A 20,064-nucleotide genomic window follows, 5' to 3' on the forward strand; every position below is an offset into this window, starting at 1 on the left:
TGATGACGCAGGTCAGGCCGGGGCCGCAGGGGCCAAAGTCCACGCCACAGGCGTTGCCGACATCACCGGGAGCTTCAGCGCTCACCCAAAATGACCCACCCGTGCTCGTCAGAAATGGTCCGGGCGCGGCTCAGCGATCGCTGCGTGGACTGCGAGCGCGGACTTGGAGCACGCGAGGCGTAGCGCGCCGACGTAGGCATCCGACGGTGCTACGCTCGCGCCCACGATGCCCTCCGACCTCATCCCGCCCGAGTACGCCGGCTGGTGGCGAATCACCGAGACCGGCACGTGGGTCAACAAGTACCTGGACGACCTCGGTCCGGCGATGATCTCGTTCACGGGACACGGCGATCGGCTCCGCATGCACTGCCTCCTCGCCTACGTCAGCGCAAGGTTCACGCGGGGCGGGATCTCGTTCACGTGGGAGGGCGCGTGGGAGTACGACCCGATGTCCGGGACCGGCCGCGCACGGCTCGGAAAGGGCGGGCGGCTCACGGGGACGATCAAGATCAAAGACGGCGACGAATCCACGTTCGTCGCCGAGCGGATCGAAGAGCCCGCCGAGCCGATCCCACAGCCGCCGTCCTACCGTGACAAATGGCGTCGGAGATGGTGATGGGATCGGTTCGGAAGCTCGTGCAGCGCGCAGGCGAGGGTGAGCTCGATCTCGGACGCGAGGTGGGAAGCCGCGGAGGACGGCGCTACAACGGGATCTCGTCCGGATCGATGGGACGCGCGGGGCGACGATCACCGTCTGCCCCGGCGAGCAGCTCGCGATAGGCTTCGATGGCGCGGTGCAGCTCGCGGAGCCCATCGAGCAGACGGCGGGCGGCGCGCAGACCGGGCGGCGGATGGAGCACGGTCACCTCGGGCGGCAGGAGCAGCTCCGGGTGCCGCGCGACGAGGACCTGCACCGTGAAGAGGAGCGTCGCGTCGATGAGCGCGAGCGGCTCGGGGACGTGCAGCGAGATGGGATCGGAGCGGAGCATGGGACACCTCCGGACGTGGTGGAAACATCAACTCTGGGGGTCGCGCAGCGACGGGCCGTCGATGCGGACGGTGTGGCACTGGTGACGCAGGCGGCTGAGCAGCGCCTCGACGAGCGACTTGTTGCCCAGGAAGTTCGCCCACTCGGAGTAATCCAAATTGGTCGTGATGATCGTCGGCCGACGTCGATACCTCTCCTCCATCAGCTTGAAGAAGATGTTGGTCTGTTCGGGCCGGAGGTTCAGATAGCCCATCTCGTCGATCACCAAAACATCGACGCGCGCGAGCCTGTTGAGCAGCTTGCGGCTCGATCGGTCCGCCAACGACGCGTACATCTCGTCGAAGAGATCCTGGGCGCGGACGAAGAGACCGCGGTGACCGTTCTGCAGCGCCTTCAGCAACAGCCCCGTGGCCAGGCCCGTCTTGCCGACGCCGGTGGGGCCGATGAAGACGATGTTCTCGGCCTTGGGCACGAAGTCGAGCTCGGCGAAGCCGCGGATCTGGCGCTGCGTGACGCCGGGCTGGCGCTTCCAGGGGAAGGACTCGATCGTCCACGGCTCCGGCATGCAGGCCTGCTTGATCCGATACGTCAGCACGCTCTCCTGCTGGTGATGCCACTGGGCGCGGAGCAGACGCGCCCACATCTCCTGGTGCGACAGGCCGTCCTTGTCCGCACGCGCCAGCTCCTCGTCGAACAACTCGGCGATCTTGCCGAGCCGCAGCGACCGCAACAGTTGCGCGATCTCATCGGTCATCGTCGTCCTCCGATCCGGGGGGGTCGTCGCCCTCGGGCGCGTCTTCGCCGTCGGGCTCGTCATGGTTTTCATCGTCTTCTCTCCCTTCCTCGCCCAGCGGCTCTGGGGTGACCTCGGGCGGCAGCGGGAAGAAGTCGCCGGCGACGTGGCGCAGCACCAGACTCTCGAGCCGATCCATGTCGTCGAGCCCGTAGTGCGTCGCGATCCGCACCGCGGCGAGCAGCGGCTCGCGCGGGTAGTCGCGCACCATGGCCGTCAGCCTGCGGAGCGTGCGCAGCGACCGGCCGCGCCGCTTGAGCAGCGCGACATACGCGATCACCTCGTCGCCGCCGCGCGAAAGCTCGCGCTCCTCGACCGACGGCGCGTCGCGCGCGAAGACCTTCTCGCTGCGCGGTGGCCGGTGCTCGGGCACGGTCACCCGCGCGTCGATGGGCTCGGGGATCCGGTCGTGCGTGGCGACGCGGCGCGGGCCGTCGTACAGCTCGATCCGGTCCTTCGTCTCGCGCACCTCCAGATGCCGCCCGATGAGCCGCCACGGCGCCGAGTAACGATTCCGATGCACGGTGACGTACCCCTCGCAGTCGACGATCCGCTGGTGGAGCTGGTAGACCTCGGGCACGTGGACCGGCAGAGGCGCGAGGTGCGGCCGCTCGACGGCAAAGAGCTCTCGCGGGCTCGCGTGCAAACTACGCTTGACCTTCGCGTTGACCTTGTCGCACCAGGCACGCGCCTCGCGGTTGAGATGCGCCCAGTCCGAAAACTCTCGACCGGCGAGGAAGTTGTTGTCGATGTAATCGAAGGGCCGCTCCACGCGGGCGGACCGGTTGGCGTCGCCCTTCTCGTGCGCCGCGAAGACGGCGCCGAAGCGCGCTGCGAAGGCGGCCATCTCCGGCACCGGCACCATGTCCCTCCCCGTGCCGGACAGCACCACCACGTGCGTGTTGTCGATCATCCACCGCGAGCACGCTCCCTCGAAGTAGAGCGCGGCCTCCGTCAGGAACACCTTGCACTCGAAGCGGGTGAAGCGCGGATAGAGCTGGAAGAAGAGCATCCGCGAGTGACACAGCACCATCGAGGCCGTCTGGGCGCGCCGCTTCTTGCCCCCGATGACCGCCTCGTGCGGCGACGTGTCGTGCTGCGACTCCTCGCCCGGCCCGAAGTGGTAGTGCCCGACCGGCTCGGGCGGCTCATGGCCGATGCCGTGTCGCCGGCAGTACGCCGTCAGCGCCGGATACGAGAGCTTCGCGCCGGCAGCGACGAGCTCCTCGTGCACGCGGACGAGGTTGTTCTTGCACCGCGGCAAAAGCTCCAGGAGCTGCTCGCGGTACGGCTCGGCCTTCTCGGCGCGCGCGATCTCGGGCACATCCGCGGTGCCCGCCGCGAGCACCTCCTTGACCGCGCCGCGCGAGATCCCCAGCGCTCGCGCGATCGGCCGCGTGCCATGGCCCTCCTCATGCAGTCGCAGGATCGCGATTCGCGTGCTCTGGTCGAGCATCGTCGAGCTCCTTTCCGAGCCGCTTGATCAGCCGCTCCACCTCCCGACGCGCCTGCGAGAAGGCATGTCGGATCTCCTCCCGCTCCGGCGCGAGCAATCCACGCACCTCCCCTCGCCGCGTCCGCTGATGGACCCGAGCCGCGATGCCGCCGAGCGCGCCGAGGTCGGAGAGCATCTGCTCGGCCGGCGTCGCCGGGCGCGCCTTCGCTCGCCGTGCCTCCTCGTGCGCCCGCACGACCAGCCCCGGGTCTTTCACGATCAGCGCGCGCCCCTCGGCATTCGCGCCGAGCCACGCCGCGTGCACGATCGCCATCTGCCGCGTCGTCAGCCCGAGCGGCGCCACCGCGTCCGCGAGCCGCTCGCCGTCAGCGCGGTTGGCGCGCGCCAAGGGCACCAGGTATTTCATGGCCGCGTGCGCGCCGATCGCGCCCGCGCGCACGTGCGCGTGCACCGACTCCGGCAGCTCCGCGACCAGCGACAGGCGCCGGCTCACCCAGCTCGGCGTCCGGCCGAATCGCTTGCTCAGCTCCTCGCCGCTGAGGCCGAATCGCTCCCGCAGCTCGCGCAGAAACCATCCCTGCTCCAGCGCGTTGTCCGCATCGCCCGCGCGCATCATCCGCTCGAGCAACAGCGCCTCTGCCTCGCCCAGATCCCACGCCGTCGCCCGCACCGTGTCCTGCCCGAGGCGACGAAGCAGGCGCACCCGCTTGTACCCGTCGATCACTACGTGCCGCCCCGACGAGACCGGGCTCACCACGACGATCGGCGCTTGCTGTCCGACCTCCGCGAGCGACGAGAGCAGGCGCCGCTCGCGCGCCGGGCTGCGGCCGCGAAGCTCTTCGTAGCGAAGGTCGAGCTGGTGGAACTCCAGATCCATCGGGCACCGGAGCGCCGCGGCTCGGCGGCGCGCGGCCGACGCTCGCACACCCCGGCTCGCGTCTTTTCGGCGACCCCCGGGATGTCCGCCCGTTTCTCATGAAGTATCCAGGACTTGCGCCGGCCTCTGGTCTTGCGTGGCGCCCACCAGGACTCTGCCGAATACCCCAAGGAAATCCGCTCCTTGGACCCCGAACTGGTCTTGCGCGATGTCCCAGGGAAGTCGGTCGAGCGGCGGCGGCACCCGCAGCGGCGCAGGCGGCGGCGGCGCCATCGCCGTCCGCTGCTTCAGCCGCCGCGCTACGAAGTAGTCCGGGTTGCGCTCCCGCCACGACGCCTGCGTCTTCTTCCGCCTCGCCGCCTGGCACGACGGCGACGAGCAGACCTGCTGCCGATCGCCAACGCGAGGATCAGGCTGGAACCACCGACGGCAGACCCGGCACGGTCGTGCTCGACACATCCCCCGAGCGTCGCACCCCGCCGCCCGTCACGATCCACGCGCTCACCAGCGCCTCCACCGCAAACGCGCCGCGCCGCGCTCGACACGACCACCGTCAGCCGGGGGGTGGACCATTTTTCGCGAGCAGAGGCGGGTCAATTCTCGCGAGCGCTGAAGCCGGGAGCCACGCACCAGCCGTTCCTGGCGTGGTTCGGCTTCAGGCAGTGCAGGCCGGAGCGGCAGGGGCCAAAGTCCACGCCACACGCGTTGCCGACGTCGCCCGACGCCAACCTGGCATCGTTGATAATCTCTTCTCGAGCCGACCTGCTCGTCATCACAGAATGAGACCCACAGCTCGCGACGAGCAGGGCCAGCGGCGCGAACCAGCATTGACGGCTTGCGTTCATGACGAACTAACCCAGGTCTTGCGCTTGAGCCAGGTGCCAGACTGGGCCCGGTCGAGCTGCGTCAACTGACCAAGCATAGGCCGGTCCAGCGAGCTCATGCACATGCCGGTGTGCGAGCGCTACTCGCTCTGCGGTTGTGTCCCGTGGAGCGTCCGTCGTTTCGTGATGCCGGTCGGGTCGAGCCTCCCGTACCGCTCCATCGCCTCGCGGAGCCGATCGAGCGGGATGGCGTGGGCGACGTGGTCGTCCTGTCCGAACGTCGTCGTCGCCATGGTCATCGCGTTGAGGATGGCCTCTTCCACCGCTTCTTCGGCGCCCTGGAACATTGGGTTCAGGCGCGCGTCGGCCACCTCGCGGAGGCTCCGTGTCAGCCCCTCCGGCTTGGACGGTACCCGGTTGCCCGTCGCGAAGGCCAGAAACAGGTCCCCGCTTCCATCGCGCGATATCGTTCCCGTGCGCCCCACCGCGAGCGCGATGCGCCGCGCCACCCGCTCGAGCTGCCGCGCGGACAGGGGCGCGTCGATCGCGACCACGGCGAGCAGCGAGCCTTCGCCGTGGACATCCGGCACGGGCAAGAGATCGCGGATCTCCTGCCCCACCGGCACCCCGTCGACCCGGAGCTCGCCGCGCGCCCCGAAGTTCGCCTGCACGATGGCGCCCACCGTGAACCCGCCCGCGGCTTCCGGCAGGACGCGCGACGCCGTACCGATACCACACTTGAAATCGTAGCAGGTCATCCCCGTCCCGCCGCCGACCGCCCCTTCTTCGACAGGGCCATCCGCGGCGCGCTCCGCCGCCTCGATGACGTCCTCCGCCGACACGTGCATGCCACGGATGTCGTTGAGCGCGCTGTCGTCGCACTCGCCGACGATCGGTGTCACCGTGGGCTCGTCCACGCCGATGGCCGGATAGCGTCGGAGCATGTACTGGATCGCCCCGTCGAGCGCGCGGCCCACGGCGAGGGTGTTGGTGAAGACGATGGGCGTCTCGAGGACGCCGAACTCCCTCACATAATGGAGGCCGGTCATCTCCCCATTCCCGTTCAGGACGAAGCTCGCGGCGGGGACCTTGTTGTGCCAGAAATCATCGGACGTCGGCAGGATGACGGTCACGCCCGTGCGCACCGGCCCCTTGCCCGGGTCGAGCCGGCCGGCGCCGCGGTGGTGGGTGACGTGCCCGACGCGCACGCCGGGGACATCGGTGATCGCGTTCAACTTCCCGGTCGGCAGGCGGCCGATCACGATGCCGAGATCCCGCGCGCGCCGGCGCGTCGCACCGACGGGCGGCGCGGGCAGCGCACCAGCGCTCGCAGCGGGAGGGAAAGGCCGAGCGCGAGGGCCGGCGCACGCGAGGAGGGAGGGCAGGAACAGGAAGAAGAGGAGCGCTGCGGCGAGCGCGGCGCTGGAGACAAGGGGAGGGCGACGCATCGGCGGGAGAATATCCGACGGCGTCGTCCGCGTGGTGAAGCTCGGCGGTCAGCGGTCGTTCTGGGCGATAGCTTCCCATCGCGAACTGGCAAGCTCACCCATCCGCAGACCCGGTGCGTCGCGGGGGTTTGACCCCGCCCTTGCGCTTGATCCCCGCCTCGACTCGAAAGATGTCTGGCACGTTGATCTTGCCGCTGGATCGAATCTCGAGGACGCCGATCGTCTGGAGAGCGTCGACCAATGCCTTCTCGGGGTTTACACCTGGATCGGCGAGCTGGACGGGGGCAAGACCGAGCGCCGTGGTCGCCGGCTGGGCGAGGAGCGTCTGCGCGGTGCCGCGTTTGCGCCAGAGCGACTCGAGGAACTCCTGCTCCATCGGGACCATCTGGCCACGGAGAGGCTCCAGGACCGTCCTGACCCAGCGGTACTCCTCTCCGAGCTCCGTGAGGCGGTCCTCGGAAGCCTTGCGCACGCCCTCCAGGAGACCGAGGTGGTCCACCGCGCGCCCCACCGGCGGCGCCCCGTGGTGCGCTGCCTCGCGCCAGGCGGTGAGGAACGTACGAGGAGACGTCTGGCCCCTGGCATCCGACAGATGATTGGGAAGCCAGGTGAAGACGAACCCACGCTTCTTGTCCGCGCCCATGAATTCGCCGGCAATGGAGTCGACGATCCGCTTCTGTTCCACGTCGGCGGGCAAGAGGCCAACGGGGGAAGTTGCCTTCAGACGCTCGACGAGCCGGGAAAAAGCCTCGCCTGAATGCGGCGAGCGGGACAGGCGATTGAACAGGAGGCCGTAGAGATCGCTTGTCGTCCACTCGAGATCCACGCGGGTATTCCGGATCTTGGACGCGTCGGGGAAGTCGAAGAGAGCCTGATCTGAGAACTGGTCGAGCCTCATGAAAAGCTTGAGGCGAATGGATCGAAATGACCGGGCGGCGAGCGCTCTGCGTAGAAGTCCGCGAGTCAGCTCGCGCGTCATCGACCAGTCTTTCCCCAGACGATCGAGCGCGTCGAACACCACGAGCAGCTTTCGGCCGGTCGCCGCGAGCTGCGCGTCCGCGGCGGTCACCAGGTGGCCATACCGCTCGGCATCCGCCTCGACCCAACTCACTAGGTCGATGAAGCTGGCGGGGAGCTCGTGATCCGTGAAACCAACGGCTGCACGAGCGATCACGGCTCGCCAGACGCTCTCGGAGTCGCGATGATCGCGGGCCATCTGCCGGACGATATCGAGCGATGGCGCCACCCTGCCGGTTTGCTCCGAGGCATTGAATCCAATCTCGACAGAGGTCCGGTAGAGGTCCGGCTGACGGAACCTCTGCGCCGCCTCTTCGCGGATCTCCTTCTGAGCCAGGGCGTGTGCCCAGAAGCTCTTCCCCATACCCCGGTTGCCAACCACCAGGGTGCGCTCGGGGTCGAGCGCGCTCCGGTGCCCGCTCACGACGTAGACCAAGCCCGGGTCGACGGGCTGGCCAGGCGCGTGATTGTCCGCGCGCGGCAGCTCTGCGAGCCCTTGGCGGATGCTGTTGAAGTCGACGCTGGCGGTGGGCTGCTCGGCGATCATGTGCTGGAGGACACGGGCGATGTTTGCGGTTCGAGCTCCGGCGGGTGGTGGTTCATGGACCCAGCAGGCGATCCACCGCGGTGAGGAAGGCGCCGAAGGTGGCTTCGTAGTAACTACGTGTCAGCTCGGTCGGCTTCTTGGCCGGATCCCAGTGGACGAAGCGGGCATCGAAGGGAATGGCAATCGGGTAGTGTGGGGCTTGGGGGTCATTCACGTCGAAGTTGAAGCCGTCCAGGCCATCGATCTCCTCATAGAGGTACTCTGTGAACAGGTTCCACATCTCGTCGGTGAACGTCGTATTCACCTCGTCGGAGAGGGGCGCTTTCGCGTGGACCATGCGCAGTTGCCGCCACGGTGAGCCTCCCTCCGGCGTCGGGAGCGTCGCGAGATGCGCGAAGAGATATCGGTAGTCGTCGATGGTTTGACGCTGCGCTGTGCCGAACAGGAAGACCGTCGCGCCGAGACCGAGGAGCGGGCCCGCCGAGAGCTCTGCCATACCGGCGCGAGCGTCCACGAGCACGAGATCGTACGGACGGCGGCCGACCACTCGGCGGATCATCCCTCGGGTCTTGTCTCGCAGTGAGACTGAGCCGCCGCCGGGCTCGACGTCTTCGAGCATGGCCCGGGAGAGCTTGGCCAGGAAGTTCTCCGGATGCTTCTCGGAGGAGGTCCCGCTCACTGGCATGACATCCACGAGGCCGGCTCCACTGGTCAGCGCGCTCGTTCCCACGAAGTCAGCCAGCTCGGTCTCGTCGAAGCCGCCGAGGCCGCTCTCCGCGAGATAATCGAGCGCGCCGAAAGCCGGCCTGCGGTCCGGGTCGAGGAGGATCGACCCGATGCCGGGGGCTTCGAGGTCCATGTCGATCACCAGGACGTTCCGGCCCTTGCGGGCCTGCTCTGCGGCCACGACGGATAGGGTTGTGGAGCGGCCGACGCCTCCCTTGAGGCTGGCAAATACGAACTGCGGCGGCGCCGGTGCTTCGGGCTCGGGACCGCGCACCCAGTCTGCCCCGACGATCCTGCGATCAAGATACCGGACGGTCCGGTCGCCGACCCGGACCGCGCAGGTACCGGGGTCTTCGAGGATGCGCGCGGCGCCGGGCGACTGCCGATCGGCGACAACACGGTCCGGTCGTGCGTAGGGACCGAGCGCCTTCCGGAGCGCACCGGTGAGCGCGGCCAGGCTCTCCGGCGTGAGCTCTCCGTCGGCGAAGAAGGTCAGCCGCCCCGACGCTTCCCGCAACACGACCCCGCCTTCGAGGGAGCTCCGGCCAAGGTGAGCCTCGACCTCGTCGATGAGGACGGGAAGGCTGTCATCGAAGTGAACGGTCAGCTTCTCCGTTTTCATGGGGTTTCCATCGCCTGCTTGAGCCGCTCTGCCTGCTCCCGCCATCGCTCGACATGGCGCGGCAGGATCTCCTTGCCTGGGGCGTACCGCATTGTCGTGTCCCAGTCCTGCATGAGCTGACCGTCCTCGGCATACTTTCGCAGTTCACCGGACCGACGGCCGCGAGCGCAGTCACGAAGCAGGGTCTTCAGCTCCGGAAAATGCGCGTAGAAGGGGTCATCGCGGCGCTGGTTGGGCGGGAGCTGGCGCATCCCGGAGTCGCGCATCATCTCCTTCAACGCGCATTCGGCGGCGATGCCGTAAAGGTAACCCGCGACGTCCGGCCTCGCGCTCCGCGGTTCAGGCCGGTTGAGCAGGTTTGCCGCTTCAAGGTGACGGCGGCAGGAGTTCGGGAGATCCAGCGAGTAAGGCATGATGGCGCTCGTGACGGCCCGTGGAGCATACCGTCGGGGGCCATCCTACCACATCGAACGCGTAAGCGGCGCGCGTTCTCGGCGCGTCAGCGCTGGTGTCGCGCGCTTCAGCACCCGCGCTCCGCCCCGCCGTACCGACGTGCGGAGCCAGGTACGGAGATCCTGCTCGGCCGCGACGGCGGTGCAATCGGTCATTCCCTGCGTGAGCTGGCTTGTGTGGCAGCAGAGAAGCTTGGCGTCCTTGCCGTACACCAGAGGGTGGGAGGCGAATGCACAACCGTTGGAGCAAGGAGTGCCACCGTGGCGATGCAACAAGCGATAACGAGAGCGAGCCTAGGTCAGATGATCAGGAGGATATCAAGCTCGCTCTCCTTCGCCGGCGCGGCCCCCGCCCCCGGCGCGCCCCCCGCGGGCACGTGAGGCGCGTTGACCGGCGCCAGCCGGAGCGCGCCGAGCGGCCGCGGCCCCGAGCTCTCCGGCGGAGGCCCGCCGGCGTCGGCCGCGCCGCGGGCGGCCTCGCCGTGCGCGCGCTGCGCGCAGCCGGCGATCGCGGCGCGCACCGCGCAGAAGACGCGATCCGTGTCGAGCCCCCCGGGCTCCTGAGCCGCCCTGGCAAGGCTCTCGTCGATGCAGGCGGCGCACGGGGCGGAGGTGGCCGCGAGCCGCACCACCAGCGTCGCCTCCAGGCGACCGAGCTCTACCATGTTGAATGGCACCGTGAGCGCCTTGCCGCGGCCCCGGCCGACATCGACGCTGACGAGGAGGGTATCGCCGTCACGTATCACCATGGTTTCCCGGGGAGGGCGGCCACTTACGCGCTCTGGCGCAGACTCACGAAGACTTGTGTTGACAAGGATCCACAGGCGATCGGAGCTCGCCTGTCCGCTCTTCTCCGCAGCGTCGCTGGTGCGGCCTTCTGCCATTCTCACGCCCTCCGAGGAGGCGAACCTACAGCCGTTGGAGGCGGACGGCGATGGCCCTTCCGGACAGACAATGTCCGGACGGGCGCGTCCGCCGAGGACGCCGCCGCGCCCGTCGAGCGCGGCGGACACGGAGGTCCTCGCTGCGTCCGTTGCGCCGTCCGGCGCGAGGCGGTAAGCACAGCCGGCGAGCGGAGGGCGGAGCGTGGATGAGCCGGAGCGGCGCGACGAGGACCCGGACCAGGGCGCGGGCGAGGCCGGGAGCGAGCGCGCGTCGCTCGGCATCCTGTTCCTCGCCGCGGCGTTCGCGCTCGCGCTCCTGCTGACCGTCGTGGCGCTGCTCGCGTTCGCGGCGATGAGCCCGCGGTCGCCGTCGCCTGTCGAGGTCGGCGCGCTGGTCGGCGCTCCGGTCGACGCTCTGGTCAACGCTCTGGGAGCGCCGCGCTCGACCTGAGCGGCTAACCGCAGGTCTTCTGGACCACGCCGAGCAGCGCGCTGAAGTCGACGGGCTTCTTCAGGTAGGCCGTGCCCTCGGGCGGGCCGTCGTGGCCGGAGACGATGGTCACCGGGATCGCCGCGAGGGCGTGCACCTGCTTCAGCGCGGCGAGCATCTCCTCGCCGGTCATGATCGGCATCATGAGATCGAGCAGGATGAGCCCGGGCGGCGGGTCCGCCTGGTGCAGGAGATCGAGCGCCTCCCTGCCGTTGCTGGCGCAGTAGACATCGTAGCCCGACGACTCGAGCATCTCGCGGAGCATCTCGCGGAGCTCGGCGTCGTCGTCGACCAGGAGGACGGGGGCGCGCGGGTTCGGGGGAATCGGCGTCACGCGCGGCCCGTTGAGCCCGTCGGTTGGCCGGGGTTCACTCATCGCTGTTACCTCTTCCAGACGGCGCAAGCATGCAGGAGCGATAGCAGGCGAGCACCGCGCACGCATTGCATGCCCTCAACATCGTCGGATCTTCTCCGGACATGGTTCCGGGCTACGCGGGGGCGGCGCCGATCCGCGCCGAGCAGCGGGCGAGGGGCGTGGCGGGAGCACGGGCACCGCGAGCGAAGCCATGCGAAGCGCCGAGGGTTACGGGAGTTGCTCCGCGGGTCAAGCCTCTCCGCTCTCGCCCTGCTCGCCCTCCGGCGTTCCGGGCCGGAACCCGAGCGCGCGCGCCTGGGCAGGGCGGGTGTGGCGACGGCGCCAGACCACGGCGTCGAGCATGTAATGGGTCGCCTGCGGCAGCGCGAGCAGCGGCACGAGCAGCGCCCGCGCGCGCGGCCCGAGGAGCGGCTCGTCCCCTGTCCGCGCGCCGCCGAAGAGCTCCGGCCGGTCGTGCCAGACGAGCCGGTCCCAGAGCATCTCCTCGACGAACGCGAGCGCCAGCGCGACGCCGAGGAAGGCGAGGAGCCCGGCGGCGAGGACCCGCGCGAGCAGCGAGCGCGGCGCCTCGCGGGCCCGCTCCCGGGCGTACGCGAAGACGAGCGCCATGTACGGGACCCCGTGGACGATCACGTTGGTGACCGTGAACTGGAAGTCGCTGTCGGTCGCGACGATGCCGACGTACCACGTCGCCGCGGTCGTCCCGACGACGACGTGCTTGCCGAGGTTGAGCGGCGCGCGGTCGACGCAGGCCCGCTGGATCGCGCGGGCGACGTACGCGGCGGCGAGCGCTGCGTACACCGCGCCGAGCGGGCCCACCGCGGCGGCGAGCCAGGGCGCGCTCACGAAATCGCCGTCCACGAACCACTGGAACGCGCGCGGTTGGTGAGCGTGCGCGTGCCAGTAAAGGAGCGGCCACCCCGTCGCCGCGTAGACGAGCGCGTCGTCGAGGAGGCGATCGACGCGCGAGCGCTCGCCCGCGAGCGCGCGGTAGATCGCGACCCACCCGACCTGCTGGCGGACGAAGTGGATCACGGCCACGTAGGCCAGCGCGCGCCAGAAGGTGAGCTCGGAGGCGAGGTGGAGCGCGACGCCGGCGGCGTAACAGGCGAGCGGCACGCCGGCGTAGAGCGCGGGGTGGCGGCGGAGCTCCTCCGGGTCGAGGTACGTGCGGAAGAGCGTCGTGTGCACGTGCGCCACGTCGACGCCGACCACGAAGAGCAGGAAGCCCCAGGCCGGGAGCGCGCCCCCCGTCGAGAGCGCGGCGAGGGCGAGGGCGACCGCCGCGGAGCCGCCGAACACAGCGAGGTCGACGCGGCGGCTCCACATGAAGCCGCCGCGGGCCGCGCCGCGGGGCCCGGCCGGCAGCGCGCCGAGGAGGTCGGGCCCGGCCGAGGCCAACGCCGAGACCCGCGCGTCAGCCGTGGATGGCCGCGGAGATGATCCAGGCGAGGCCCAGGATCACCGAGCCGATCACGATCGCGAGCGCCGTGTTCTGGTCGTCCTCGATCTCCTTGCGGATGGAGAAGGGGGTGAGCTTCGTGATCAGCACGAACGCCAGCAGGAAGACGATCAGCCCGACGGCGACGAAGACGAGCGTTCCGACCACGGCTTTGATCAAATTTTGAACGTCGGGCATCGGCGGTTCTCTCTGGGCGTGGGGCGGCGCGGGGCGGCGCGCGGCGCGCGCTCGTGACGTCTTGGGCTCGGGGCGTGAGCCTACGCGAGTCGGCCGGCAGGGTGAAGCGCGGTCGCTGCGCCGCGTCGCTCCTCGACGCGCGCGCCCGGGCGGCGACGTGCTATCGCCGTGCGGTGTCCACGACCGTGAGCCGAACCCTGCCCCGCCGCGCCCTCACGGCCGCGCTCGCGGCGCTCGGCCTGCTCTGCGCAGGCGCGCCCCACCTCGCCGCGGCAGCGCCTCCGTCCGGCAAGGCGGCGGGCGTACCGGTCAGCAAGGCGGCGCGCGTGCCCGTCGGCAAGGCGGCGCGCGGCGGGGGCGCGCCGATCGGGAAGGTGGCGCACACGGCGGGGGCGCCGAGGAGCGCCGCGGCGGCTCCGGCGGAAGCGCCGCTCGATCTCGCGCTGCCCGTCGAGCGGATCACGCTGAAGAACGGGATGCGCGTGGTGCTGAGCCCCGATGAGAGCTCGCCCACGGTCGCGGTGGCCGTGACGTACGACGCGGGCTCGCGCGACGAGCCGAGCGGCAGGAGCGGCGTGGCGCGCCTCGTGATGGACACGATGGCCCGGAGCAGCCGCAGCCTGCCGGCGGGCGAGCCCCAGCGCCTCGTGGCCGAGCGCGGCGGCGAGCTCCACGCCGAGGCGGACGTCGATCGCACCACCTTCACGGCGGCGCTGCCCGCGAACGAGCTCGCGCTGGCGCTGTGGCTCGAGGCCGATCGCATGAGGGCGCCCGCGCCGAGCGCAGAGGGCTTCGAGGCGCAGCGCAGGGACGCGCTCGAGCGCCGCGGCGCGGTCCTCGGCGCCGCCCACGGCCAGGGCGCCATCCGGCTCCGCGAGCTGGTCTTCCAGGGGTACTGGCCCCACGAGCACCCGGCGCTCGGCGAGGCGGACGATCTCGCGGGCGCCGAGCTCTCGTGGGCCCGCGACTTCCACGCGGCCCACTACGGCCCGAACAGGGCGGTGCTCGCGATCGCCGGCGGCTTCGACGCGGGCGCGGCGATGGCGCTCGTGCACGAGTACTTCGACGGCATCCCCGCCGTCTCGGCCGCGCCCTTCAAGGACGTGCCGTTCCCCGAGCAGACGAGCCAGCGCACCGGCGTCGTGAGGGACAGCGCCGCCCGCGCGCCGTCGATCCTCTACGGGTGGGCCGTGCCGCCGCCCGAGCACCCGGATCACCACGCGCTCGCGCTCGCGGCCTCCCTGCTCGGGCGCGGCGAGAGCTCGCGGCTCCCGGCTCTCCTCGTCGGGAACAAGGCGGTCGCGCGGTCGGTGCGGGTCGCGATCGACGGCCACCGCGGGCCCGATCTCTTCTCCATCGACGTGCGGCTCGCCGAGGACGTCCGGGTCGGCGACGTCGAGAGGCTGATCGAGGGCGAGATCCGGGCGCTCGCGACGGCGGGACCCTCGCAGGCCGAGCTGACGAGGGCGCGCCGGCTGCTCCAGTCGGCGTTCGTGGCGGGCCTCGCGGACGCGAGCGCGCGGGCGCGGGCGCTCGGCGAGCACGAGCTCCTCTTCGGGGACGCCGCCCACCTGAACGGGGAGCTCGCGCGCTACTTCGCGGTGACCCGGGGGGACGTGCAGCGCGTCGCGCGCGACCACCTCGGCCCGACGCGCCGGACGATCGTCGAGACCTATCCCCCTGCGATGCCGGGAGCCGCCCCGCCGCCGCGCGCGTCGGCCGGCGCGCCGCGGGCCGGAGGCAGGGCGCGCGCCGCGGCGCCGGAGCAGGACGCCGAGGTGGCGGCGCCGGGCAAGGGTGCAGAGAAGGCGGCGCCTGGCAAGGGCGCGGGCAAGGCCGCGCCGAGCAAGAGAGCGGACAAGGCCGCGCCGGGCAAGGGCGCGTCGAGCAAGGGCGCGGACAAGGCCGCGCCGGGCAAGGCCGCGTCGGGCAAGGGCGCGGACAAGGCCGCGCCGGGCAAGGCCGCGTCGGGCAAGGGCGCGGACAAGGCCGCGCCGGGCGAGCGCCCGGCGAAGGCGCACGGCGCGGCGAGCCGGCCCGCGCCGGATCCGGCGCCGACGAAGCCGGCGAAACCCACGAAGAAGTGACGCGAAGAGGCGAGCGACGGAGAACGCGTGACGCGATGAACGAGCGAAGCGAGCGACGCGACCTGCGCGGGCGACGGACAGCGCGCCCCTGGCTCTCCTGGACCGCGGCGCTCGCGGCCGCCGTGACGTGCGGCTGCGCTGCTGGGCGGGCGCCGCAGCCGCCCGCGCAGGCGGGCGCGCCGGCGAGGCCCGCGCCGGCGACGTCTGCGCCAGCGGCGCCGCCGGCCGAGGCCGCTCGCGGGGAGCAGCCGCCGCCGTCCGGCCCCGCGAAGCCCGCGCGCATGCCCGCGATCGCCTGGGCCGAGCTCCCGAGCGGCCTCCGCGTCGCCACGGCGGTGAGCCGCGCGCTGCCGCTCGTGGAGGTCCGGGTGGTCATCCGCGGCGGCTCCGCGGCCGACGGCGAGCGCACCGGGCTCGCCGCGCTCACGGGCGAGCTCCTCCTGCGCGGGGGCGCGGGCGGGCTCCCCGGCCGCGAGCTGCTCGCGCGCGTCGAGTCGCTCGGCGCCTCCCTGCGGGTGGACACCGGCCTCGACGCGACCGTGATCGGGCTGCGCGCGCCCAGCGATCGCCTCGCGGAGGCGGCCCTGCTGCTCGGGCACGTCATGCAGCGGCCGCGCCTCGACGCCGCGGAGCTCGCCAAGCTGAAGGCCCAGGCCGCCGAGGCGGCGAGGGAGCGCGCGCGCTCGGACGGCCGCTGGGGAGCGCTGATGGTCCTCTTCCGCGACCTCTACGCGCTCCCGACCGAGCTGCACCCCTACGCCTCGTTCGGCGCGACAGCGGCGGAGCTCCCGCGGATCACCGCCGCCGACTGCCGCGCGTTCCACGCGGCGTGGTACGTCCCGAAGAACACCGTGGTGGTGGTGGCGGGCGACACGACGCCCGAGGCCGCGCGCGCGGCCGTGGAGAAGGCCTTCACCGACCGCCGCGGCGCGGAGCCGCCGGCGCTCTCGTTCACCGATCCGGTGCCTCCGGCGTCGCTCAAGATCACGATCGTCGATCGCCCGAAGAGCGCGGAGAGCGAGCTCTTCCTCGGCGTGCTCGGCCCCGAGCGCAGCGCCTCGGACTGGCCCGCGCTCGCGGTCGCGGGCGAGGTCCTCGGCGGCCCCTCCGGGCGCCTCTCGCAGGAGCTGCTCGCGCCGCGCGGGCCGGCGCGCGAGGTGTCCGCGGCGCCGCTCGACGTCGCGCACGGACCCGTCCCGCTCCTGGCTCACGTCCGCGTCCCTGCGGTGCGCACGGGCCTCGCCGCGCAGGCGATGCTCGAGCACGCGGAGCAGCTCGCGGCCGCGGCGCCCTCGCAGGAGGAGGTCGACGCCGCGGCGCGGCGGCTCACGGCCGGCCTCGGCCTCGGCCTCGGGACGGCCACCGGGCTCGCGGACGAGATCGCCGTCATGCAGGCGCTCGATCTGCCGGACGACCACCACGAGAGCTACCGCAAGGAGCTCCGGGACATCACGCCGGTCTTCGCCGGCAAGGTCGCGCACGACAACGTGCGACCGGCGCACGCTGCGATCGTCGTCGTGGGCGACGCCCAGGCGATCGGCCCGATGCTGAGCCGCCTCGGGGACGTCAAGGTGGTCGACCCGACCCGCGCCTTCGAGCGGAAGCGCACGATCCCGCGGGACGCGAGCGCCTCGCCCGCCCCGGCGCCCGGCGCTGGCCGCGCGGCGCCGGCAGAGGAGCCGCAGTGACGGCCGTCGGGCGCCGCGGGGGCGCGCGCGCTCCGCGGGCGGCGCGTGGTCTAGCGCCCGCGACGCGCGCCTTCTCGCCCGCGGCGCGCGCCTTCGCGCTCGCGGCGGGGCTCGCGGCCGTGTCCTCCCCGGGCGCCGTGGGGGCGCAGCCGAAGCCTGCGCCGGTGGCCGCAGCGCCGGCGGCGTCGACGTCGGCGGCGGCACCCGCGCAGCTCGACGGCGCGACATACGACTACGAGCACCCGTCTGCGCCGGCGAGCGGCGCCGCCGAGCAGGGCGCAGCGCAGGCCGAGGCTGCCGCGCCTCCGGTGCCGCCGGAGCGGCGCTGGCGGGGTCGCGCCTTCGTGCACCGCCTGGCCGCCGCCGATCCCGCCCGGCCGCTGCCGATCCTCGTGTTCCTGCACGGCACCAACGAGGCGCGGATCGAGCACCGCTGGATGGGGGGCGGCCAGGAGGGCGACGTGCGCCGGATCGCGGCGCAGCTCATGGAGGCGGGCCGGATCCCGCCGATGCTGGTCGCCGCGCCGAGCGCCGTGCTCCCGGCGGCGGTCGCCGTCGCGCGGACGAGCTGGCCTGCCTTCGATCTGGACGCGTTCCTCGACGCCACGGCCGCGCGGCTGCGCGGCGTCGCGACCCTCGACCGCGCGCGCGTCGTCGTCGCGGGCCACTCCGGCGGCGGCTGCAACAAGGCGGGCGGCATCGCGACCGCTTTGAGCGCGTCCACCCCCGTGCACGCGGCGCTCGTGATCGACACGTGCATGGACGTCGACATCGCGCTCCCCCTCGCGCGCTCGCGCCCGACCACGCACGTCGTCGTGTCGTGGCAGACGATGACCTGGGCCAAGCGCCCCATCGCCGACTTCCGCCGCGCCTTCCAGCGCGGCGTCGAGGCGCACCCTGCGGCGCCGGGCGTCCTCCGCGAGCTCGAGCCGCTCGTCCCGACGGAGCCGATGCCCCACGACGCCATGGTGCCCCTGGTGCTGCGGCGCTGGCTGCCGCCGCTCCTCTCGCCGGACGCCGCGCCGAGCGTGCCCTGCGTCTCGCCGTGACCGTCCCGGGACGCGCCGCCGCGTCCGTTCCGCTCCACCGCGCGGCGCCGAGGCAGCGCCGCGCGCAGAACAGCTCGAGAGGGCTGACCGGCACCCCTCGAGCGCGCGCCCCGTGTTAGGTCGTGTACGGGATGAAGCTCAACCTGTTGACCGTCGCATTCGCCGCTTCGGCGGCGGTTGTTCTCCTTGACGCGCAGGCCAGGGCGGACTGCGGCTGTTCAGGGAGCCCGAGCACCCTCACGTCCGATTCGAGCGGCCCTTGCCTGCGCTACGAGGCGCCATCGGGGTCGAGCAACGACATCACGTTCCGCTTCGATAAGGCCTATGCCTGCGGTCAGTATGCGACGGGCGAGTACTTCGTCATCAGCGAGAACGGCGTCGCCAGCATCACGACCATCACGCCCGAGGCGGCCGGCGGCCGTCACGGTGTGGACGTGAACCCTCCCCCCGACGGCCCGCAGCGGTGGGACGACCGGCTCGACGATCATGCACCGCCCATCAGCCTGCCTTACGCTGCGCCGCCCGGCAGCTCCGTCGTGAAGTACGTGTCCGACAACCCGTCGGGCGATTGCGATGGCGCCGGTGAGAAGTCGTGCGGGCGTTTCGCGGCGGTGGTCACGGTGATCGACGCGCCGCCCGCTGACCCGAGCACGACCTTTCGTCCTCCTTTCGTGGGCACGAACAAGCCCGTGCTCTCGACCTCCACGCTGCAGACGCAGCTCCTGTCCCGTCTGCAGGCCGCGTGCGCCGACACCCCCTCGCTGGAGACGGCCCAGGCCTGGACGCGCCACCTCCGCCTCGATTACACGAGCCACTCGGTCACGTGCGACCTCATGCCGCCGGAGGACGCGCTCCCCGACGGCAGGCCGTGGTCGACCGACATCTGGGCGCGCGACACCGACGTCTACGCTTGGCTTCATCTCGCCGATGTTTGCGGCGCGCCGCCCTGCACGCCCGAGGAGGATCTCGCCGCCAAATTCCCCGTGCTCGTCGGCTACGTGCAGCACGGTATCGACATCTGGGGTGTCGACAGGATGGGCGCGAGCCTGTTCCGAGGCGGCGGCGGCAATGGCGGCGGCAAGCTCTTCGCTTATGCCTTCGCGGCCGCGATGCTGGCGGACCCGGCGATGCTGGCGGACCTCGCTGCCGTCGATGCGGGCCGATTCTTCGAGACGGCCAGCTATTACGCCGGCAAGAACGGCGCCGCCCTGTGGGGCCAGCCCGTCGGTACGGAGGAGGAGTACTGGGACGACTTCTCCGACCAATCCACCCGGACGATTCGAGACCCCTATGGGTACATCGACGGCGGCTTCGAGCCTGGCGGATGGTATCAAGACAACACGGCCAAACCGACGAAATACTCGGCGCTCCTCATGCGGCTCATGCCTGCGCTCGCGGCGGCATGGCCGGTCAACAAGGACGTCCTCCTCTCTTATGCGGATCGCTGGGTCGACCACGGCGCCTTGACACAGCCGGATCCCTGCGCGCCCGTCGGGGGCCAGTACGGCTCCGATCACGGTCCTGACGGGAGCGGAGATTGTATCTCCGGCTCGGGGAGAGTGCCCGAGCTCGATGGGAGCAACAAGGACGGGGGCAATCGTGAACGAGCGATGGGTGAGTGCATGTGGAGCAGCTTCCGGGGCTGCTCCGAGACCTGCTCCTGCCCGGGTCAGTCGTGTGGGCCTGCGAGCCAATGCGGTGATGGCAAGATCGAGGCTCCCGAGGAATGCGACGGCGACGATGCCGGGAGCTGCCCCGCGGGCTGTGTCCCTCCCGGCCAGCCGAACGGTTGCAGGTGCGTGGCCGCTGCCACCGGTAGCGGCACGGGATCATCCGCATCCAGCGGCGGCTCCAGCACATCGAACAGCGCAGGTGGCGAAGGCGATGAAGGCGGCGGGTGCACCTGCGGCGTGGCCGGTCGAACCGCCCCGACGGGCGCTCTGGCGGCATGGATGGCCGTCTGGGCGGCGGCCTTTCATCGCGTCATCCGGCGCCGCCGCATGATTTCCCTCACGGCCGGGCGAACCGGCTGGCGAACGCGCTCACGATGACGTTCTGACCGGGGCGATGGCGCCGTATGGCGCTGATTCACCACCCTTGC

18 protein-coding genes are annotated in these 20,064 nt (G+C 71.5%); 6 read left to right on the forward strand and 12 right to left on the reverse strand.

Going from position 1 to position 20,064, the window contains the following annotated elements:
• Nucleotides 1-226: 226 nt before the first annotated feature.
• Nucleotides 227-616, forward strand: a complete 390-nt coding sequence (locus tag WME73_RS46600; protein WP_437912955.1) for a hypothetical protein — start codon at nt 227-229, stop codon at nt 614-616.
• An 85-nt stretch (nt 617-701) separates the two neighbouring features.
• On the opposite strand, the gene WME73_RS46605 is transcribed toward WME73_RS46600, so the two are convergent.
• The 9 genes from WME73_RS46605 to WME73_RS46645 all read right to left on the reverse strand — a co-directional run bounded on the left by WME73_RS46605 (nt 702) and on the right by WME73_RS46645 (nt 10,499).
• Complete coding sequence (locus WME73_RS46605) at nt 702-989, reverse strand: hypothetical protein (RefSeq protein ID WP_437912954.1); 288 nt, start codon at nt 987-989, stop codon at nt 702-704.
• Nucleotides 990-1,016: 27 nt separating this feature from the next.
• A complete protein-coding gene (gene istB / locus WME73_RS46610) occupies nt 1,017-1,742 on the reverse strand; it encodes an IS21-like element helper ATPase IstB (RefSeq protein WP_437912953.1) in 726 nt (241 codons plus the stop codon).
• Nucleotides 1,732-3,237 carry an IS21/IS408/IS1162 family transposase gene (locus tag WME73_RS46615; RefSeq protein ID WP_437912952.1) on the reverse strand — a complete coding sequence of 502 codons (1,506 nt, stop codon included), beginning with the start codon at nt 3,235-3,237 and terminating at the stop codon, nt 1,732-1,734. The genes istB and WME73_RS46615 overlap by 11 nt, the downstream gene beginning before the upstream one ends.
• On the reverse strand, nt 3,194-4,114 hold the full coding sequence (locus WME73_RS46620; RefSeq protein WP_437913793.1) for a ParB/RepB/Spo0J family partition protein: 921 nt from the start codon (nt 4,112-4,114) through the stop codon (nt 3,194-3,196). The genes WME73_RS46615 and WME73_RS46620 overlap by 44 nt, the downstream gene beginning before the upstream one ends.
• 964 nt (nt 4,115-5,078) lie before the next feature.
• On the reverse strand, nt 5,079-6,386 hold the full coding sequence (locus tag WME73_RS46625; protein ID WP_437913794.1) for a P1 family peptidase: 1,308 nt from the start codon (nt 6,384-6,386) through the stop codon (nt 5,079-5,081).
• Between the two features lie 94 nt (nt 6,387-6,480).
• Entirely contained in the window at nt 6,481-7,950 is a 1,470-nt protein-coding gene (locus WME73_RS46630) for a hypothetical protein (RefSeq protein ID WP_437913795.1), read from the reverse strand.
• A 52-nt stretch (nt 7,951-8,002) separates the two neighbouring features.
• On the reverse strand, nt 8,003-9,298 hold the full coding sequence (locus tag WME73_RS46635) for a KGGVGR-motif variant AAA ATPase (protein ID WP_437913797.1): 1,296 nt from the start codon (nt 9,296-9,298) through the stop codon (nt 8,003-8,005).
• Nucleotides 9,295-9,711: a hypothetical protein gene (locus tag WME73_RS46640; protein ID WP_437913799.1), complete on the reverse strand. Its 417-nt coding sequence runs from the start codon at nt 9,709-9,711 to the stop codon at nt 9,295-9,297. Before WME73_RS46640 ends, WME73_RS46635 begins: the two co-directional genes overlap by 4 nt.
• 338 nt (nt 9,712-10,049) lie before the next feature.
• Nucleotides 10,050-10,499, reverse strand: a complete 450-nt coding sequence (locus WME73_RS46645) for a hypothetical protein (RefSeq protein WP_437913800.1) — start codon at nt 10,497-10,499, stop codon at nt 10,050-10,052.
• Between the two features lie 337 nt (nt 10,500-10,836).
• On the opposite strand from WME73_RS46645, the gene WME73_RS46650 reads away from it, so the two are divergent.
• Nucleotides 10,837-11,085: a hypothetical protein gene (locus tag WME73_RS46650; RefSeq protein ID WP_437742732.1), complete on the forward strand. Its 249-nt coding sequence runs from the start codon at nt 10,837-10,839 to the stop codon at nt 11,083-11,085.
• A gap of 4 nt (nt 11,086-11,089) precedes the next feature.
• Here the strand turns inward: WME73_RS46650 and WME73_RS46655 are convergent, their stop codons facing one another.
• The 3 genes from WME73_RS46655 to WME73_RS46665 all read right to left on the reverse strand — a co-directional run bounded on the left by WME73_RS46655 (nt 11,090) and on the right by WME73_RS46665 (nt 13,139).
• Nucleotides 11,090-11,500, reverse strand: coding sequence for a response regulator (locus WME73_RS46655; RefSeq protein WP_437742733.1), 411 nt, complete (start codon nt 11,498-11,500; stop codon nt 11,090-11,092).
• Nucleotides 11,501-11,728: 228 nt separating this feature from the next.
• Entirely contained in the window at nt 11,729-12,901 is a 1,173-nt protein-coding gene (locus tag WME73_RS46660; protein WP_437913802.1) for a hypothetical protein, read from the reverse strand.
• A gap of 16 nt (nt 12,902-12,917) precedes the next feature.
• A complete protein-coding gene (locus tag WME73_RS46665; protein ID WP_437742735.1) occupies nt 12,918-13,139 on the reverse strand; it encodes a DUF350 domain-containing protein in 222 nt (73 codons plus the stop codon).
• A 185-nt stretch (nt 13,140-13,324) separates the two neighbouring features.
• On the opposite strand from WME73_RS46665, the gene WME73_RS46670 reads away from it, so the two are divergent.
• The 4 genes from WME73_RS46670 (at nt 13,325) to WME73_RS46685 (ending at nt 20,014) form a co-directional block, all read left to right on the forward strand.
• Nucleotides 13,325-15,226: an insulinase family protein gene (locus tag WME73_RS46670; protein ID WP_437913804.1), complete on the forward strand. Its 1,902-nt coding sequence runs from the start codon at nt 13,325-13,327 to the stop codon at nt 15,224-15,226.
• A gap of 35 nt (nt 15,227-15,261) precedes the next feature.
• Complete coding sequence (locus WME73_RS46675; RefSeq protein ID WP_437913806.1) at nt 15,262-16,914, forward strand: M16 family metallopeptidase; 1,653 nt, start codon at nt 15,262-15,264, stop codon at nt 16,912-16,914.
• A complete protein-coding gene (locus WME73_RS46680; RefSeq protein ID WP_437913808.1) occupies nt 16,911-17,963 on the forward strand; it encodes a hypothetical protein in 1,053 nt (350 codons plus the stop codon). Before WME73_RS46675 ends, WME73_RS46680 begins: the two co-directional genes overlap by 4 nt.
• Before the next feature lie 131 nt (nt 17,964-18,094).
• Nucleotides 18,095-20,014 (forward strand): hypothetical protein, encoded by a 1,920-nt coding sequence (locus WME73_RS46685; RefSeq protein ID WP_437913810.1) that lies wholly within the window; start codon nt 18,095-18,097, stop codon nt 20,012-20,014.
• Nucleotides 20,015-20,064 lie beyond the last annotated feature (50 nt).

Source organism: Sorangium sp. So ce302, from assembly GCF_051530145.1.
Lineage (GTDB): Bacteria > Myxococcota_A > Polyangia > Polyangiales > Polyangiaceae > Sorangium > Sorangium cellulosum_B.

Coding starts and splice junctions, on each gene's coding strand:
- WME73_RS46625 (WP_437913794.1), bottom strand. CDS start 6,386: ATGCGTCGCCCTCCCCTTGTCTCCAGCGCCGCGCTCGCCGCAGCGCTC.
- WME73_RS46640 (WP_437913799.1), bottom strand. CDS start 9,711: ATGCCTTACTCGCTGGATCTCCCGAACTCCTGCCGCCGTCACCTTGAA.
- WME73_RS46615 (WP_437912952.1), bottom strand. CDS start 3,237: ATGCTCGACCAGAGCACGCGAATCGCGATCCTGCGACTGCATGAGGAG.
- WME73_RS46630 (WP_437913795.1), bottom strand. CDS start 7,950: ATGATCGCCGAGCAGCCCACCGCCAGCGTCGACTTCAACAGCATCCGC.
- WME73_RS46620 (WP_437913793.1), bottom strand. CDS start 4,114: ATGGATCTGGAGTTCCACCAGCTCGACCTTCGCTACGAAGAGCTTCGC.
- WME73_RS46600 (WP_437912955.1), top strand. CDS start 227: ATGCCCTCCGACCTCATCCCGCCCGAGTACGCCGGCTGGTGGCGAATC.
- WME73_RS46655 (WP_437742733.1), bottom strand. CDS start 11,500: ATGAGTGAACCCCGGCCAACCGACGGGCTCAACGGGCCGCGCGTGACG.
- WME73_RS46635 (WP_437913797.1), bottom strand. CDS start 9,298: ATGAAAACGGAGAAGCTGACCGTTCACTTCGATGACAGCCTTCCCGTC.
- istB (WP_437912953.1), bottom strand. CDS start 1,742: ATGACCGATGAGATCGCGCAACTGTTGCGGTCGCTGCGGCTCGGCAAG.
- WME73_RS46675 (WP_437913806.1), top strand. CDS start 15,262: ATGAACGAGCGAAGCGAGCGACGCGACCTGCGCGGGCGACGGACAGCG.
- WME73_RS46645 (WP_437913800.1), bottom strand. CDS start 10,499: ATGGTGATACGTGACGGCGATACCCTCCTCGTCAGCGTCGATGTCGGC.
- WME73_RS46605 (WP_437912954.1), bottom strand. CDS start 989: ATGCTCCGCTCCGATCCCATCTCGCTGCACGTCCCCGAGCCGCTCGCG.
- WME73_RS46685 (WP_437913810.1), top strand. CDS start 18,095: ATGAAGCTCAACCTGTTGACCGTCGCATTCGCCGCTTCGGCGGCGGTT.
- WME73_RS46665 (WP_437742735.1), bottom strand. CDS start 13,139: ATGCCCGACGTTCAAAATTTGATCAAAGCCGTGGTCGGAACGCTCGTC.